Below are 15,817 nucleotides of genomic sequence, written 5' to 3'. Positions count from 1 at the left end.
GAGACAGGGGTAAGGGCCTGGCGCAGGCCGGTGGGGCCGACCAACTGGGGGCTTAGGCCGCGGATTATCTGCTTGCCGTCCGGGGTGAATGCGGCGATGCTGCCGGTCGCTCCCCAGCCGGTGAGGTCCACCGGCTCTCCGCCGGTGGGGCGCCACAGATGGAGAGCGCCAGTGGGTTCGTTGGTGAGGAGCCAGGATCCGTCGGGGCTGAAGGTGAGCTTGCGGACGGGGTTCGCGGGGCCGCGCAGGACTGTCGGATCGGCCTTACCTTCGGTGTTCCAGACGCGGATCGCGCCGTCGGCCGCGGCGGCGGCCAGGTGGCGTCCAGTGGGGCTGAAGGCCAGGCCGGTGAGGCCGTCCTGGTGGCCACGCAAGATTCTGGGTTCGTGCGCTCCGGTCAGGTTCCACAGGAGGACGGTGCCGTCGTTGCGGGCGTCGGCCAGGAGGGTGCCGTTCGGGGCGAACGCGATGATGCCCTCGGCCTTGGCCGTGGGTTGTGTCTCCCAGCCGGTGACGCGTTTCAGGGCCGGGGAGACCTGCCAGACCATCGGGTCGGTGTTGGCGGCGCCTGCGGCCAGGTGCTTACCGTCTGGGCTGAACGTCAGTGTCGAGGGGAGGCCGCGGAGGTCGGCCGGGGCGGTGGTCGAGGTGCCGGTCGCGAGGTCCCAGAGAATCAGGGTGCCGGCTCGGCCCAGGCCGGCCATGAGGCGGCCGTCCGGGCTGAGCGCGACCTTGTAGCCGGAGTCCCTGGGGCCTTTGATCTCGGTGGTGCGGGAGCCTCGCCATATGCGGATGCGGATGTCCCCGGGGGTGGTGACCGAGATGGGGACGGCGGATGTCGCGAGGGTTCTGGTGTCGGAGCTGAGGGCCAGGGGTCTGCCCTGGGCGGGCGTCGGCGTGGTGGTCGCGATGTCCCATTGGCGCAGTTTGCCGTCGGCTTCGATGGTGACTAGGGAGCTGTCGGTGAACGCCACTCCGCGTGGGTTTCCGGGGGGACGGAGGGTCAGGGGGTCGGCGTCGCCGCCCGTCGTCTAGATGCGGATTAGGCCGTCGGCTCCGTAGGTGGCCATGCGTTCCCCGTCGCTGGTGAAGGCCAGGCCGTTCAGTTGCGGGGCGTGGACGGGCAGTTCGATCTGTGGTTTCCACTTGCCGGGGTGGGCGCTGAGGACGTCCCAAATCTATGGCACGTCGCCCTCGACTGTGGCGGCCCAGGGGCCCTGCGGGCTGAACGCCACCTGTTCCGGTTCGCCGTGGGCCGCTGTGCGTTCCGGATGGGGGCGGCCTTTGGTCAAGGACCATATGCGGAGGGGTGAGCCGCCTCCTCCTGTGGCGAGGCGTCGGCCGCTGGGGCTGAAGGCCACGCTCCGGCCGGGAAGTTCGGCGGCGGCGCGGCCCGCTGGTCCCCAGAGGCGGACGCCGTCGGAGTGTGCGCTCGCCACCTGGCCGGTCGGGCTGACGCTGATACCCAGGACTCCCTGGGGAGCGGTGCCCACGATCGTCGGCGGGGCGGTGGAGGTCAGGTCCCAGACGGCGACCCGTCCGGCGGCGTTGCCTGTGGCCAGGTGGCGCCCGTCCGGGCTGAAGGCGGCGCTCTGGACGTTCTGTGTCTCGGCGGGCGGGAGGCGGAGTGCGTCGCGGCGAGGAGCAGAGCCGGTTAGATCCCATATCTCCAGGCCCGTGGGCGCCGGGCCGGAACCCCAGATCGCCATCTTCCGGCCGTCCGGGGTGGTCGTCGCTCCCTTCACTTGGCGCAGCCCGGTGGACTGCGTGCCGCGCAGGCGCGCGTCCGCGGTGGCCTGGCGGAGCACGAGGTCGGCCTCGGGTGTGGGACCCGCCTCGTACGCCTCGATCGCCAGCAGGAGCGCCACTTCCGGGTCCTGCTGGAGTTGGCGGCGGGCCTCGCCCGCGAGGCGGACGGACGTCGCGCGGTCACGGGCGTCGCCGGCGCTGCCCGTCTGGACCAGGGCCAGGACGAGCAGGACGCTCGTCGCCGCCGCCGCGAACGAGAGCCCGCCGATGGTGCGGCGCCTCCGGCGGCGGCCCGCGGCGGCCTGGGCTCGGGAGGCTAGGAGGAAGGAGCGTTCGAGCTCGTTCAGCGGCGTGCGTCCCTCGGTGTCCCAGGCGGCGAGCCGGTCGCCCCGGTATAGGTAGTCCTCGCCGTGGTGGGCGCGTTCCCATTCGGCCGCGTCGCTGGTGAGCCGCTGGTGGCGCAGGAGGGCGTCACGGTCGTCGTCGAGCCATCCCCACAGCCTGGGCCAGCCGTGGACGAGCGCCTCATGCGCGATCTCGATCGTGTCGTCGTGGTCGAGGACGATGAGCCGCGCGGCGGCCAGCCGGTCGAGCACGGTGTCCAGTTCGCCCGCGGGCCCGATGCCGGTCAGCTCGTCCCGGCCGATCCTGCGGCGGGTGTCGGCGGTGCCTTCGCCCGGTGAGGTGAGGCGGAGCAGTACGGCGCGGAGCAGGTCGTGCTGGGCTTCCTCCAGGTCGGCCCAGAGCTGCTCGGCCGTCTGGGCTATGGCGCCGGTTACCCCGCCCGCGGCCCGGTAGTCGGCGAGCCGCAGGACGTTGCCTCGCTGACGGCTCCAGGTCTCCCGCAGCGCGTGGGCGACCATCGGGAGCGCCCCCGCCTGCCCGGCGGCCTCGGTGAGCACGGCGGCCACCAGGTCCGGGTCCACTTGAAGCCCGACCTGCGCGGCGGGTTCGACGACGACGGCGCGCAGTTCCCGCTCGTCCATGGGACCGACCGGGACGTGCACGCTGTCGCGGAAGGCCGTGACCAGCCCGGCGTGCCGCACGCAGCGTTCGTAGAAGTCGGCGCGGACGCCGATCACCAGCGCCGGACCGTCTCCGGCGGCGGCCACGGCGCTCAGCCGGTCGAGGTAGGCGTCCCGCTCCCGCTCGTCGGCGACCAGTGTGAAGACCTCCTCGAACTGGTCGATGATCAGGACGGCGTCGTCGCTCTCCTCGTACACGGGGTGCGGGCCCGGCGTGACCCGTCTGGCGGGGGTGCCGTCGGCGGTCAGCTTGGCCAGCAGCCCGGCCCCGAGCAGCGACGACTTGCCGCTGCCGGAGGCCCCGGCCACCACCGTGAGCGGCGCCCGCTGCACGGCCTTCAGCAGGTCTTCCAGCAGCTGGTCGCGGCCGAAGAACAGATCCGCGTCGGTGGCGTCGAGCGGGACCAGGTCCGGGTAGGGGCTGCGGCGGCGCGACCGTTCGACCTCATCCGCCGCCAGATGCCACCTGCGTTCCCACTCGGCGCGATCGCCACCGCACGCGACGGCGTATGCGAGGGTCGCCTCCAAGGTCGGGAGGCGCATGCCGGTCGCAGCCTCGGCGAGAGTGCTGCGCGAGAAATGCGCGCGCTCGGCCAGGACGCGGTAGCTGGGCCGCCCGGCCTGGTCGCGGAGGCGGCGCAGTTCCCAGGCGAGGCGCTCGACGGGGCCGGCCAGCGGGTCCACCGGTTGTTCAGGTCGCCCCAACGTCCGCTCCCGCCGCCTTCCAGATCGTCCGCCGCCGACCCTAGACAGCCGATGATCTCCGGCACAACACGAGAACCGCCCGGGTGCACAACGTCCGGGCGGTTCATCGCCTCATGTCACACCAGAACAGCGAAGGGCGACTTACTCGACGGAAGCCCGCGTGCCCCCGCTTGACGCGCGCTACGGCGTTCCGGACGGCCGGCCTCCGCCCCGGCAACCCGGCTGATCCCCCCGACCAGATCGCCCTCCGACCGGATCGACGTCGAGCCTCACCCCCCGCCGTGGCCTCCCCCTTCTGGCGCTCATCGACACCAGAGGCTGCAGGAGCGCGGTTGAAGCAAGGTTGCGCAAGGCCCTGACCTGCTTGTCCGGACCTGGTACGGCGCTGTCCGGAGGCCCCGCGGACTCATTTTGGACAACATCCGGCCGTCCTAGAACTGCAGCATGGAGTTTCACGTACTGGGTCCGACGGAGATCCACACGGAGAGCGGGACGGTCCCCTTGCGGCCCAAGTGGCGAGACCTGCTCGCGATCCTGCTGTGCTACCCCAACAGGGCCGTCCCGACCGACTACCTGATCGACGCGCTGTGGCCCTGCACCGCACCCCGCACGGCGACCAAGACGCTGCACGGCTACGTCCACCACCTGCGCGGCGTCCTCGGCCCCGGCAGGCTGGAGTCGCGCCGCCCCCGATACGCCGTCGTCCTCCGGCCCGGAGAGCTCGACGCCGACGCGTTCACCGTCCATGCCAAGGCGGGACGCCTGGCCGTCGCCGCCGGCATGATCGAGCAGTGAGCGGCGGCGATCAAGGATGCGCTCGCCCTGTGGCGCGGGACCCCGTTCGAGGGACAGGACCACCTAGCGGCGACGCGGGCGGAGGCGTTCCGGCTGACCGAGCTCAGGCTCGCCGCCGCCGGGGACTGGGCCGACGCCGAACTGGGCCTCGGCCGTCCCGAAGAGGTCGTCGGCGAGCTTTACGGGCTCGTCGCCGACCACCCGTATCACGAGCGTCCCCTGATACAGCTCATGCGGGCGCTCTACGCGCTGGGCCGCACAGCCGAAGCCCTCAACGTCTGCCGGACGGGCCAGCGCGCCCTCGCCGACGACCTGGGCCTAGACCCCAGCCCCGCCCTCCGCACTCTGGAACAGGCCATCCTCACCCACGACGTCACCACCCTCTCTTCGGCAGGCGCGTCCAGCCGCTCCTAGCGCCCGAGACCTCCAGCGGGACGGCGAACCTGCGCCGCAACAACCGCACAACCTTGCTCCAACCACCTTCAGCAACTCTGATCACCATGCACCGGAAAACACCTAAGAGGGGCACCATGCGCATCAGGAACCTGGTTCGGGCATCCCTTGTCGTCAGCGCGCTCGCAGGCGGCGCGGTGGCCATCCCCGCCACCGCCGCCCAGGCCTACACCTGCAAGTGGACGTATGTGAAGACCATCGGCATAGGCTCGGGCGCCGCCGCCAACATCTACGCCAAGGACTGCAGCACCGGCCACTACGTCAAGGGGACGATCTACGACAACAAGGCGGACGGGCGCAACGCCGTGGTCACCATCGGCTGGAACGCCTGGGGCACCTGGGACGGCAAGGGCGACACCGCCACCTACTCCTACAAGGCCAGCACCAAGACGAAGGAGATCAAGATCCACGTCAAAGCGTGCAAGTACGAAGCCGCCTGGGGCCCGCTCTGCAGCACCAAGGACAACCGGATCGTCTACTTCTTCTAACGAGCACCCACTAAGGGAGATGGAGAAGCGAGCCCGCTCCTCCATCTCCCTTTGCGTAAGACCGACGGCAGCCAAGCACACCTCTGCCCGACGCTCCCGCTGGTGTCGGACCCATCATGCGCTCGTCCTGTACCTGCACACGCGACATCCGGCGCACGGACGGGCGCGTTCTTCGCGGCGCGTGCGCGCGGGCCGGGTTTCGTCCTGCTGCGAAGGGCGCCGATGCAGGTCCGGCCGAGTTGTCTGAGTGTGCCTTTCAGTCGGACGTCCTTCGGTGGGGAAGGACGTCCGACCGGGTCACCGTTTCGGGGAGGGGCGCTTTTGTGGTTTCACCGTCAGCGGAGGAGTGCGGAGTTGCGGACGAGGCGGGCCCAGGGGCGTCCGAGCCCGAGTGTGGTTCCGGCGTCGGCGAGCGCGATGGCGATCAGCAGCGCGGCGTAGATCCAGTGCATGTCCATGAAGGGGTTGGTGTCAGGCCACAGGGACGCCACCCACAGCATGAACATCAGGATCGTTCCGCCGAGCGCGGCCAAGCGGAGGCAGATCCCCAAGAGGAGAGCGACGCCGAGGCCACCGAGGCCGAACATGAAGAGGGCGTCGACCCAGACCTGGCCGGCCATCGAGTGGAAGACCTCCTTGAACGGGCCGTCGTTGTGGCTGAGGAAGCCCTTGGATGGAGACGTGCCCGACAGCCAGCCGCTTTCGGTGCCCTTCTTGATGCCGAAGAGCTTGTCGAGGAAGGCCCACAGGAAAATCCAGCCGAGAAAGATGCGTCCGGCGGCAAGGGCGTAGCGAGCGGGGTGCTCGGCGGTCAGGGAGAGGGAGGACCGCAGGCGGGTATCGAGGGACATGGCGTTCCTTGGGGGTGGGAGTCCAGAACGAGCCAATCAATAGGGAAGTTTCCTATCAGTTGAACGCTGTATCAAGTAGACCAGTGGCATCTGTTCGCCCCCGAAGCGAAACACCGCCAGCGTCGGTCGCGGCTTGCGCGGGGTCGGCGCTGGTGACGGGTCCCCACGCCGCCCTCAGCCGCAGCTCGATTCGCGGAACGATGAGGTGCGTCAGCCGCCCCGAGGGATGCGACACCGCAAACCGGACGCGATCCACCCGTAGGCATTCCACAGCGGGGGCATTGCCGCGGCGAACGCCTCGCTCAACGCGCCCGCCGGTCCACGGGCGGACGTCAGGGCGGTCGCACGGGCAGCGCATCCAGGTCGAGGACGGCCACACCTGCCGTGCCGTCGACTAAGTTCCACGTGCCTTCGCGTCCGTGGACGACGTACTCGCCAAAGATGGCCAGATCGCGCGGCGAGGCGTTCGGCAGCACGCTCGACGCGGCGACGGGCTTGACACTCGCAAGCCGATCCCGCAGCTCGACGGCATCGATTTCTTGCCTTTGGCCGGACGGTGAATAGCTGGCTAGATTACGTGGCAGCGGAGGCTCGCGAATTGCCATTGTCGTACGGCATACATTTGCAGTACTTCACGGACGACAAGTCGATCGCAGGCGGCATGAACTGGACAAGGCCAAGCAAGCGATCACTTGAAGTGGACGGGATTCCAGTAGCGTTCTCCGCTGGCCTTTCTCAACACCTACATTCGCGGTGCGGAAGAAGTGTCCGGCTGGACGGACGGCATTTCGTTGTTCTTCGCCGGGCTGGAACGAGCCTTCGGATTGTCCCTGCCCCGAGACGCGATCACGTCCGGCCGGGTGCGCTGCGCCCGCCCCACCCGCTGTTGACCAGGCAACTCCCTACGACAACGACCCCTGTAGCGAGTGGACGAAGAGCGCGGATCGGCGCTGGGAGAGTGTGAGGCAGGGCGGCCGACGCCTCAGTGCACCGAGGCTCAGCTGTGCGAGTTCTCGGACGTTGGTGGCGTGCCGCTCGTCAGCTCTGACCACGACTTGGGGGGGCCGGGCCGAACGCGCGGCGACCGGCCCTTACGGTCAGGCTGGCGAGGGCGGCGTTGGCGCCGCCACCGATCACGGCGCCGATACCGAATGGTGCCACCTTGCCGAGAACGATGATTCCCTGCTTGGTCCCGTACTTCGTGATGAAGTTCTTCCCCAGGACCTTGTTGATCTGACGCAGCGTCTCGACAGGTACCTTGGCGACCACCTGACGTCCCCAATGTTGCCCCGTGCGTTCGGCGACCTTGGAAATGGTGGCGGATCCGGACCCGCCGAGCATGATTCCCATGACGACCGTCCGGCGGCGCTCGATCTCGTCGATGGGGACCGCGTGGATTTCGGCGAGCGAGAGTGCGAAGAGAACGCTCAGCTCAAGTGATGAGAGAAACTCACCTGCCGACAATGCCAGTGCGACTCCCGTGCCGACGCCGGGTGCGGCCGCGGTTCCTCCAACCGCCGCACCCGTCCCTGCCAAGGCGCTGACGTACATCCGTTCCAGATTGCGAATTACCTCTGCCGGTGATGCTTCGGGGTTCCGCTGGCGGGCCCGGGCAATGTTCTTGCGCACCAGTGGGGTCTGGGTGCCGATTGCCTTATCCAGGAGGTCGAGGACACGGTGCTCACGTCCGGTCGTTTCCGGAACTGGTCCCTGGAGCTCGCCTGTCGCCATTCCTCGAAACTCCTCGGTCATCACGTCCAACGCAGCCTCCCCACCTAACCAGTCGAGCGGGCCTACCGCCAGATGAACCAGGTCGCCAACCACAAGAAGAAAGGCCGAAGGCGGCCAGGCCGTCCGCCACGACTTCGCCCTCCCAATGAGCTGGCTCAAGAACCCACGCGAACCGCCTTGAATCGCCACTCGAAGGGCGCCCCGCGCGGACGGTGCGGGCTCCGGTGTCACCGGCACCTGGACAAGTGGCGGTGTGGACCTCGGCGGTGAACCACTCGCCGTCACGGCCTGAGCAGGCCTGTATGTGGTCGGTGAAGCCCGTGTTCTGTGGGTGGGGGGCTGTACGGTGGCGTGCCATGTATGAGATGGCCGGTATGGCTGGGTTTTTCGGGGCTCATGGAATCTGGAGCGTGTCCGATGGGGAGACGTTGGTTCCCTTGCTCGGGCACGAGTATGCGGACGGGCGAAAGGGGATGGAACGGCTCGTTCATGAGGACCTCGATGACGCCGTCAAGGCGGGGCAGGCGGCGTTGGAGGCGGGGCAGGAAGGCTGGGTTCGGGCGGTGCTCGTCGCCGATGCCTACCTTCATCTTGAGGCTGGACGGTTCGATGCGCTGATCGTGAACGCCGTCGAGTACCTTCCAGAGCGGTGGTCCCTGCAGATGGCCATTCCTTACCGGCCCGAGTCGTCACCTGATGGGTTCGCTGTGTACCGGCCCAAGTTCATCGACGTGGTCGGTGTCGATGAGCCGGACTTTGCGGCATTGGCGGACGCCTTCTTCGCCGGTGTCGATTCCCATGAGCAGGCCGCGGCCACGTGGGACGCGCATCTTATCGACGAGTCGGTTTGACGGCGAGTGTCTAGCCAGGGAGCCGGTTGTGGGTTAGCGTTCGGGGCAGGTGCGCCGGGAAGTCTGGTCGGCATTGTGGATTCGCGACCAGGGAGCCGGTATGTCCGTCAAGCACAGTCCCTCCGGGCTTCCGTGGCCTGAGGAATGGTCGTTGCCCAGAGTGAAGGGACCGTGGCGGATCGTCCTGGCTGCGGTGGTCGGGGTTCCGAGCCTCCTTATCGGGATCGGGATCCTGTCCGATCCGGCCGAGGACCAGTTCGTGGGCTGGGTCTTCTTGATGCTCGTGGCCATCTGCGCGACGGTGCCGGTATGGATGCGGCTCGGGCGGGGCCGGGACGCGGTGTTCTCCGGGCAGGGCGGTGTCGTCTTTCCCAATCGCCGGTCGGCCGGCCTGGCCATTCCTGTGACGCTGGTCGCCGGCGGGACGTCCGCCGTTCTGCTGACCCTGACGCCCGAGTCCGAGTCCGCTGGTGACCCGATTCTGCTGGTGTGCGGGCTGCTCATGTTGACGGCCGCGCCGGTGTCCCTTCTGTTGTTCTGGCGGAACAGAGCGGTCGTGCTCACTCCCGAAATCATCCTGGTGTCGCGGGCCTTGTGGACGCGTGTAGTTCCGTGGGAGTCGATCCAACGAATCGCCGCGTACGAAGTCGGGAAGGGCCCGCCGCTAATAGGCCTGTTCGTCCAGGACGAGAGCAAGCCGTTCGGTAAGGAGGTCAACCTGTCGTTGCTCCTCCAGAAAAACGATCCGGCCCTTTTGCTTTACGCGATTCTGCACTATGCCGCGCACCCCGGAGACCGGGCGGAACTGGCGGGGGTCGCGGGCGTCCAACGGGTGGTCTCCGGTGATCTGCGATCCTTGGGGTCCAGCGTCTACCAGGCGCGCGAGGGGCTGGCCGAGTCCGGCTAGGTAGAGCATGGTCGCCCGAAACATGACTAGATGGTGGGGTTGGTCCGGGAACGTCCGGCTACGCGAGTAGAGGACGATCGGGGGTCGGTCATGGTGCACAGGGCAGGACGCGGACGCGGCAAGTCGCCCAACTGGGAGCTGCCGCTGGGGTTGTTGGTGGCTGCATTCCTCATCTATGTATGGGTGTGGGCGGCCACGCAGGGCGGGCCGCCCTGGTAGGGCCTAGCGGGTTAGGAGGGTCCTTAGGGCCCTGGTGATTTCGGCTGGGGCCTCTTCAGCCATGTAGTGGCCGTAGGGGACGGTTTCGTGGTGGAGGTCCTTGGCCCAGGCCTGCCAGAGGGCTTTCGCGTCGAAGCCCAGGGCGGCGCCCCAGTCTTGCTGGAGGACGGTCACCGGCATGGCCAGCTGGTTGCCTGCGTCGCGGTCGGCCTGGTCGTGTTCCATGTCGATGCCTGCGGACGCGCGGTAGTCGGCGACGATCGACGGGATCGCGTTGCGGCAGGCGTCCAGGTAGGCGGTGCGGATGTCGGGCGGTAGCGCGGCCGGGTCGTTCGACCACAGGTCGAGGAAGTGGCCGAAGAAGGCGTCCGGCGCCGCGGTGATCATTTGTTCGGGCAGGCCGGGCGGTTGGGCCATCAGGTAGAGGTGGAAGCCGACGGCGGCGGTGACGCCGTGCATCGCGTCCCACATGTCGAGGGTCGGCAGGACGTCGAGGCTGGCCAGGTGGGTGATTGTCGAGGGGTGGTCGAGGCCCGCGCGGAACGCGACCAGGGCGCCGCGGTCGTGGCCGGCCAGCGCGAAGCGGTCGTGGCCGAGGGCGCGGGCCAGGGCGACGATGTCGGCGGCCATGGTGCGCTTGGAGTAATCGGCGGGCGGCTTGTCGCTGGCGCCGTATCCGCGCAGGTCAGGGGTGATCACGGTGTGGTCGGACGCCAGGTCGGCGGCGACGTGGCGCCACATCAGGTGGGTCTGCGGGAAGCCGTGGAGCAGGACGATCGGCGGGCCGGAGCCCCCGATGGCGGTGTTGAGCGAGACCCCGTCGGCGACGGGGACGCGGTGGTAGTCGAAACCGGGGATGGTCGGTGTGTTCTCATGCATGTCCCCAAGGCTGCCCGGCGTGGATGAGCATCCGATGAGCGCGCTATACCGTGGCAGGCGTGGGGGTCGTGTTCGGGGTGCTGGGGCCGGTGACGGCCTGGGACGGCTCCGGCGACGTGATCGCCCTGAAGGGGCCGAAGCATCGGGCCGTGCTGGCGCGGCTCATCGTGGCCAGAGGCCGGGTCGTGCCGGTGACGCGGCTCGTGGACGATCTCTGGGGCGATCCGCCGGACGACGGGGTTGGCGCGGTTCGTACCTTTGTGGCGGCTTTGCGGCGGGCGTTGGAGCCTGATCGTCCACCGCGGGCGCCGTCCCGGATGCTCGTCACCGAGGGGCCCGGGTATGCGCTGCGGGTCGGGCCCGATGGGGTGGATGCCTGGCGGTTCGAGCAGGTCGTGGGGGCGTCGCGTCCGGCCGGAGAGCTGGTCGAGAGGCTGGACGAGGCGCTGGGGTGGTGGCGCGGCCCCGCGTACGCCGAGTTCGCGGACGAAGGGTGGGCGCGGGCCGAGCGTTCCCGGCTCGCGGAGCTGCGGTTGCGCGCCGTGGAGCGGAAGGCCGAGGCCAAGCTGGAGCTGGGACGGGCGGCGGAGGTGGTGCCCGACCTGGACGCCCACGTGACCGAGCACCCGTGGCGTGAGGATGCCTGGCGGTTGCTGGCTTTCGCGCTTTACCGGTCTGGTCGGCAGCGGGACGCGCTTGCGGTGTTGCGGCGGGCACGGGCTTTGCTGGCCGAGCAGCTCGGGCTTGATCCCGGCCCTGCGTTGCGCCGGTTGGAGGAGGACATCCTCCGCCAGGCCGATCACATGGAGAACGGGCAGGACGCGGCGGCGCGTGTGTGGGCGGAGGCGGCCGCGGCCTATGACCGGGCGGTGGCGTCCGGGGCGCGGGCCCGGCTGGAGTCGACGGTGGGCATCCTGCGCAATCTTGCGATGACGGGCGGCGGCGGGCTGGTGGCGGCCCGGGAGCAGCGGACGGCGGCGATCGCGGCGGCCGAGGAGCTCGGCGACGCGGAGCTGACCGCGCGGGTGATCGGCGCGTACGACGTCCCCGCGATCTGGACGCGGTCGGACGATCCGCGCCAGGCCGCCGAGGTCGTGGCGGTGGCCGAGCGCACCCTCGGCGGCCTCGCCGAAGGGAATGACGCGCTGCGGGCCCGGTTGCTGGCGACGGTGGCGCTGGAGTCGCGCGGTGATCGTTCCGGACGGGGGCGCGCGGCCGCACTGGAGGCGGAGCGGATCGCCCGCGGGCTGGACGACCCCGGGCTGCTGGCGTTCGCCCTCAACGGCGTCTATATGCAGACATTTCAGCGGGCGGGGCTGGCGCCGGAGCGCGATGGGATCGGGGCCGAGCTCGTTGGGTTGTCTCGTCGGCATGGGTTGGTGGCGTTCGAGGTGCTCGGGCATCTTGTGCGCGTCCAGGCGCGGAGCGCGCTCGGTGACTTCGCCGGAGCCGACCGGCACGCGGTCGCCGCCGATGAGCTGGCCGCGCGCCATGAGCGGCCGCTGGTGAACGTTTTTACCCAGTGGTATCGGGCGTTGCAGCTGGCCGCGTCCAGCGAGGCGGGGGCGGACGCGGACGCGGTGAAGGCCGCGTACGAGGACGCCATCGCGCGGCTGGACGGCGCCGGGATGCCTGGCCTTGAGAGCGGGTTGCCGGCGCTTGCACGGCTTTGCCTGCGCTTGCGGCAGGGCCTGCCTGCGCAGACCGACGCGCACATCGATTGGGGGCCTTACGAGCCGTGGGCCCGTCCTCTGGTGTGGGTGGCTCGCGGCCGGACGTCCGAGGCGGTGGCGGCGCTGCGGCGGGCGCCCGAGCCGCCGCGCGATCTGCTGTTCGAGGCCATGTGGTGCCTGACAGCCAAGGCCGCCATCGCCGTGGACGACCGCGAGACGATGCGGCGCGCGCACGGCGAGCTGGCCCCAGCGGCGGCGGAGCTGGGCGGAGCCGGTAGCGGGCTGATCACTTTGGGGCCTGTCTCGCGGTACTTGGACGATCTGAGTGCCGCGCTTGGCCGTTCCTGACGAGCGATAACGCACCCGAGCGTCCGTCCGGCAACGCCGCCGCCCGGACCATTCCGGGTGGCGCCTCGAAAAGCACCCGCTGAGCGGTGCGCGGGATGGACCACCGGCCGCCAGGCAGGCGAACTGTGCTGGTCAGCGGCCCGTTCTGGCCAGAGGAGCGACCGTTGGACCTTCCCTGGGGCAGGATGATCGCGCTTCGACGCGCTACCATTTCGCCGCGCTCCATGCCGCGCGCACCGAGATATCCTAGCGTCCGGTAAATCGATGCCGTCGGCTCGGCGGCGGTTGGTAGGTTGGTCGTATGACGACGTCCTGCCGCCAGGTGATGATGCCCCGCTCGCGGGGCCGCCGACGCTGACGCTGGACGCAATTCGAGGCCCTGTTCGCGGGGCCTCTTTCCTTTTGGGGCTCCGGGCCACCTGGCTCTTCTGGAGGTTCCCATGGGTGCCTACATCACCACGACGATCCCGTACGTCAACGCACGGCCGCATCTCGGATTCGCATTGGAGCTCGTCCAGGCGGACGTACTCGCAAGGCATCATCGGCGCCGGAACAAGGACGAGTCCGTGCGGTTCCAGGCCGGGACGGACGACAACTCGCTCAAGAACGTGCTGGCCGCCGAAGCCGCCGGGATCGGTGTGCAGGACTTCGATTTCCGGCGTGCCACCTCCGCGGTCTGGGCGATCGCGGACGAAAGCAATCGCTACATCAACCGCGTCCGGCCGTGGGAGCTGGCGAAGGCCGAACGCGCGGGCGACGGTGGCGATGCTGCGCGGCTGGATGGTGCGCGGCTGGATGGTGCGCGGCTGGATGGTGTTCTGGCCGGGCTTGTTCGGGCGTGCCGGACGGTCGGCGAGCTGCTGGACCCGTTCCTGCCGGATGCCGCCGCCCGCATCACAGCCCAGGTCACGCCCCAGGCCAGGCCCCAGCTCACGGCCCGGGTCACGGCCGACGCGTCCGCTGCTGAGCGGCTTCCGCGGGCGCGGCCGGTGTTCGAGCGGCTCGGCTGAGGGCGCATTTACCCGGGAAGAACGTTGGATTGCCCCGTCTCGGGTAGGGCCGCACTGAACTACCGAGAGGAGTGGGCGTCGTGACGGACGTTTCGAGTATGGGAGCACAGCCGGGGGACGATCGTCCGGTACTGACCAACCGGCAGGGCCACCCCGTCTACGACAACCAGAACCAGCGCACCGTGGGAGCCCGGGGCCCGGCCACGCTGGAGAACTACCAGTTCCTGGAGAAGATCAGCCATTTCGACCGGGAGCGCATCCCGGAGCGCGTCGTCCACGCGAGGGGCGTGACGGCGTACGGGTTCTTCGAGGCGTACGGGAAATGGGGCGACGAGCCGATCGCGACGTTCACCCGCGCCAAGCTGTTCCAGGAGCACGGGAAGCGGACGCCGATCGCGCTGCGGTTCTCCACGGTCATCGGCGGGCGCGACTCGGCCGAGACGGCACGGGATCCGCGCGGCTTCGCCATCAAGTTCTACACCGAGGACGGAAACTGGGACCTCGTCGGGAACAACCTGGCGGTCTTCTTCATCCGCGACGCCATCAAGTTCCCGGACGTCATCCACGCCCTCAAGCCCGACCCCGTGACGTTCCGCCAGGAACCGGCGCGCATCTTCGACTTCATGTCGCAGACGCCGGAGTCGATGCACATGCTCGTCAACCTCTTCAGCCCGCGCGGCATCCCGGCCGACTACCGGCACATGCAGGGATTCGGGGTCAACACCTACAAGTGGGTGAACCAGGCGGGCGACACGAAGCTCGTCAAGTACCACTGGATGCCGAAGCAGGGCGTGCGGAGCATGACGGAGGAGGACGCGGCGGCGGTGCAGGGCCGCGACCTCGGGCATGCCACCAGGGATCTGCACGACGCCATCGACCGCGGCGACTTCCCCGAATGGGAACTGCTCGTCCAGATGATGGACGACCACGACCATCCGGAGCTGGAGTTCGACCCGCTCGACGACACCAAGGTCTGGCCTGAGGACCAGTTCCCCGCGCTGCCGGTCGGCCGGATCGTCCTCGACCGCAACGTGGACAACAACTTCGCCGAGAACGAGCAGATCTCGTTCGGCACGGGCGTCCTGGTGGACGGGCTCGATTTCTCCGACGACAAGATGCTCGTCGGCCGGACGTTCTCCTACAGCGACACCCAGCGCCACCGCGTGGGCCCGAACTACCTGCAGCTCCCCGTCAACCAGGCCAAGGGCACGCAGGTGCGGACGAACCAGCGCGACGGTCAGATGGCCTATTACGTGGACACTCCGGGCGAGAATCCGCACGTGAACTACGAGCCGTCCATCACGGGCGGGCTCCGGGAGGGCCAGTACCCGACGCACGACGAGCAGGGGCCGGAGATCCGGGGACGGCTGACCCGCAAGCGCATTCCGCGCGCGAACGACTACAAGCAGGCGGGCCAGCGCTACCTGCTGATGCAGGACTGGGAGCGCGACGACCTCGTGCACAACTTCATCAAGCTGATCTCGCAGTGCGCGCGTCCCGTGCAGGAGCGGATGGTCTGGCATTTCCTGCTGGTCGAGGACGACCTCGGGCTGCACGTCGGGGAGGGGCTCGGAATCGGCCCGGACGACGTCAAGCACCTCGAACCGCTGCCCGGCCAGGACCTCACGGACGAGGACAGCCGACGGCTGCAGAACCTCGGCAAGAACGGTTCACGCGACGTGGCCGGTTTGAAGATGACGCACTGCGTCCCGAACGAGAGGGCCGTCCACCAGCCCTAGCCCTGGGTGACGAGTGACCGCACGTGCCGATGTGGCCGCACGGGCTGCAGTGACGGGCATGCGCTGACGTTGCGGCATGGTCTGGAGTGACCGCATGTGCTGAATTGGTCGCCTGCCCGGCGGCTTCGCGGGCGGGGTCGCGGGACGGACGGCGTGCGCGACCCCGAGCGCGCACACTCAGGGTCGGTCAGGGTCATCCGATGCCGCGCGGCGCGCGAACCTCTTACGGACCCCGCAGGTCAGAGCCGTGAACCCACACCCGGCAGCTATGGAACAAAGCATTCCGTTCTGCTAGAATCAAGCTTGTGTAAAGGATCCGGGCTACGGGTCTACCGGGGGATTACTCCACCGTGAATGGGGGTTTTCCCCTATGGCGATGAGTTTGCCGTAGCGG

At 69.1% G+C, this 15,817-nt stretch carries 13 protein-coding genes and 1 pseudogene; 8 read left to right on the top strand and 6 right to left on the bottom strand.

What is annotated here, in order from left to right; translation table 11 throughout:
* Both E1264_RS12365 and E1264_RS12360 read right to left on the bottom strand, forming a co-directional pair.
* A pseudogene (locus tag E1264_RS12365) lies at positions 1-974 on the bottom strand (hypothetical protein); the annotation flags it as partial.
* A 204-nt stretch (positions 975-1,178) separates the two neighbouring features.
* Positions 1,179-3,479, bottom strand: coding sequence for a hypothetical protein (locus tag E1264_RS12360; protein ID WP_132172793.1), 2,301 nt, complete (start codon positions 3,477-3,479; stop codon positions 1,179-1,181).
* A 444-nt stretch (positions 3,480-3,923) separates the two neighbouring features.
* Between E1264_RS12360 and E1264_RS12355 the strand changes: the two genes are divergently transcribed.
* From E1264_RS12355 to E1264_RS12345, 3 genes are all read left to right on the top strand, one after another.
* On the top strand, positions 3,924-4,274 hold the full coding sequence (locus E1264_RS12355; protein ID WP_132172791.1) for a winged helix-turn-helix domain-containing protein: 351 nt from the start codon (positions 3,924-3,926) through the stop codon (positions 4,272-4,274).
* Positions 4,275-4,283: 9 nt separating this feature from the next.
* Positions 4,284-4,688 carry an AfsR/SARP family transcriptional regulator gene (locus E1264_RS12350; protein WP_132172789.1) on the top strand — a complete coding sequence of 135 codons (405 nt, stop codon included), beginning with the start codon at positions 4,284-4,286 and terminating at the stop codon, positions 4,686-4,688.
* Between the two features lie 116 nt (positions 4,689-4,804).
* A complete protein-coding gene (locus E1264_RS12345; RefSeq protein ID WP_132172787.1) occupies positions 4,805-5,215 on the top strand; it encodes a hypothetical protein in 411 nt (136 codons plus the stop codon).
* Between the two features lie 335 nt (positions 5,216-5,550).
* On the opposite strand, the gene E1264_RS12340 is transcribed toward E1264_RS12345, so the two are convergent.
* The 3 genes from E1264_RS12340 to E1264_RS12325 form a co-directional block, all read right to left on the bottom strand.
* Complete coding sequence (locus E1264_RS12340; RefSeq protein ID WP_132172785.1) at positions 5,551-6,066, bottom strand: DoxX family membrane protein; 516 nt, start codon at positions 6,064-6,066, stop codon at positions 5,551-5,553.
* A 332-nt stretch (positions 6,067-6,398) separates the two neighbouring features.
* Positions 6,399-6,671: a hypothetical protein gene (locus tag E1264_RS12335; RefSeq protein WP_132172783.1), complete on the bottom strand. Its 273-nt coding sequence runs from the start codon at positions 6,669-6,671 to the stop codon at positions 6,399-6,401.
* Between the two features lie 433 nt (positions 6,672-7,104).
* The gene (locus tag E1264_RS12325; RefSeq protein WP_243710887.1) at positions 7,105-7,818 is read right to left on the bottom strand and encodes a hypothetical protein; all 714 of its coding nucleotides are present in this window, start codon (positions 7,816-7,818) and stop codon (positions 7,105-7,107) included.
* A gap of 335 nt (positions 7,819-8,153) precedes the next feature.
* Between E1264_RS12325 and E1264_RS12320 the strand changes: the two genes are divergently transcribed.
* Both E1264_RS12320 and E1264_RS12315 read left to right on the top strand, forming a co-directional pair.
* Entirely contained in the window at positions 8,154-8,648 is a 495-nt protein-coding gene (locus tag E1264_RS12320; protein WP_132172780.1) for a hypothetical protein, read from the top strand.
* Positions 8,649-8,748: 100 nt separating this feature from the next.
* Positions 8,749-9,555 (top strand): hypothetical protein, encoded by an 807-nt coding sequence (locus E1264_RS12315; RefSeq protein WP_132172778.1) that lies wholly within the window; start codon positions 8,749-8,751, stop codon positions 9,553-9,555.
* 222 nt (positions 9,556-9,777) lie between these two features.
* On the opposite strand, the gene E1264_RS12310 is transcribed toward E1264_RS12315, so the two are convergent.
* Positions 9,778-10,653: an alpha/beta hydrolase gene (locus E1264_RS12310; RefSeq protein WP_132172776.1), complete on the bottom strand. Its 876-nt coding sequence runs from the start codon at positions 10,651-10,653 to the stop codon at positions 9,778-9,780.
* A gap of 59 nt (positions 10,654-10,712) precedes the next feature.
* Here E1264_RS12310 and E1264_RS12305 point away from each other — a divergent pair, with 59 nt between their 5' ends.
* The 3 genes from E1264_RS12305 (at position 10,713) to E1264_RS12295 (ending at position 15,423) form a co-directional block, all read left to right on the top strand.
* Positions 10,713-12,674 carry a BTAD domain-containing putative transcriptional regulator gene (locus E1264_RS12305; protein ID WP_132172774.1) on the top strand — a complete coding sequence of 654 codons (1,962 nt, stop codon included), beginning with the start codon at positions 10,713-10,715 and terminating at the stop codon, positions 12,672-12,674.
* 440 nt (positions 12,675-13,114) lie between these two features.
* Positions 13,115-13,684 carry a class I tRNA ligase family protein gene (locus tag E1264_RS45260; protein ID WP_243710886.1) on the top strand — a complete coding sequence of 190 codons (570 nt, stop codon included), beginning with the start codon at positions 13,115-13,117 and terminating at the stop codon, positions 13,682-13,684.
* Between the two features lie 80 nt (positions 13,685-13,764).
* On the top strand, positions 13,765-15,423 hold the full coding sequence (locus tag E1264_RS12295) for a catalase (RefSeq protein ID WP_132172772.1): 1,659 nt from the start codon (positions 13,765-13,767) through the stop codon (positions 15,421-15,423).
* Positions 15,424-15,817: the final 394 nt, after the last annotated feature.

The sequence above is a fragment of the Actinomadura sp. KC216 genome (genome assembly GCF_004348535.1).
GTDB lineage: Bacteria > Actinomycetota > Actinomycetes > Streptosporangiales > Streptosporangiaceae > Spirillospora.
Note: the sequence above shows the minus strand (reverse complement) of the source record. Positions and strands in the feature narration are given on the sequence as shown.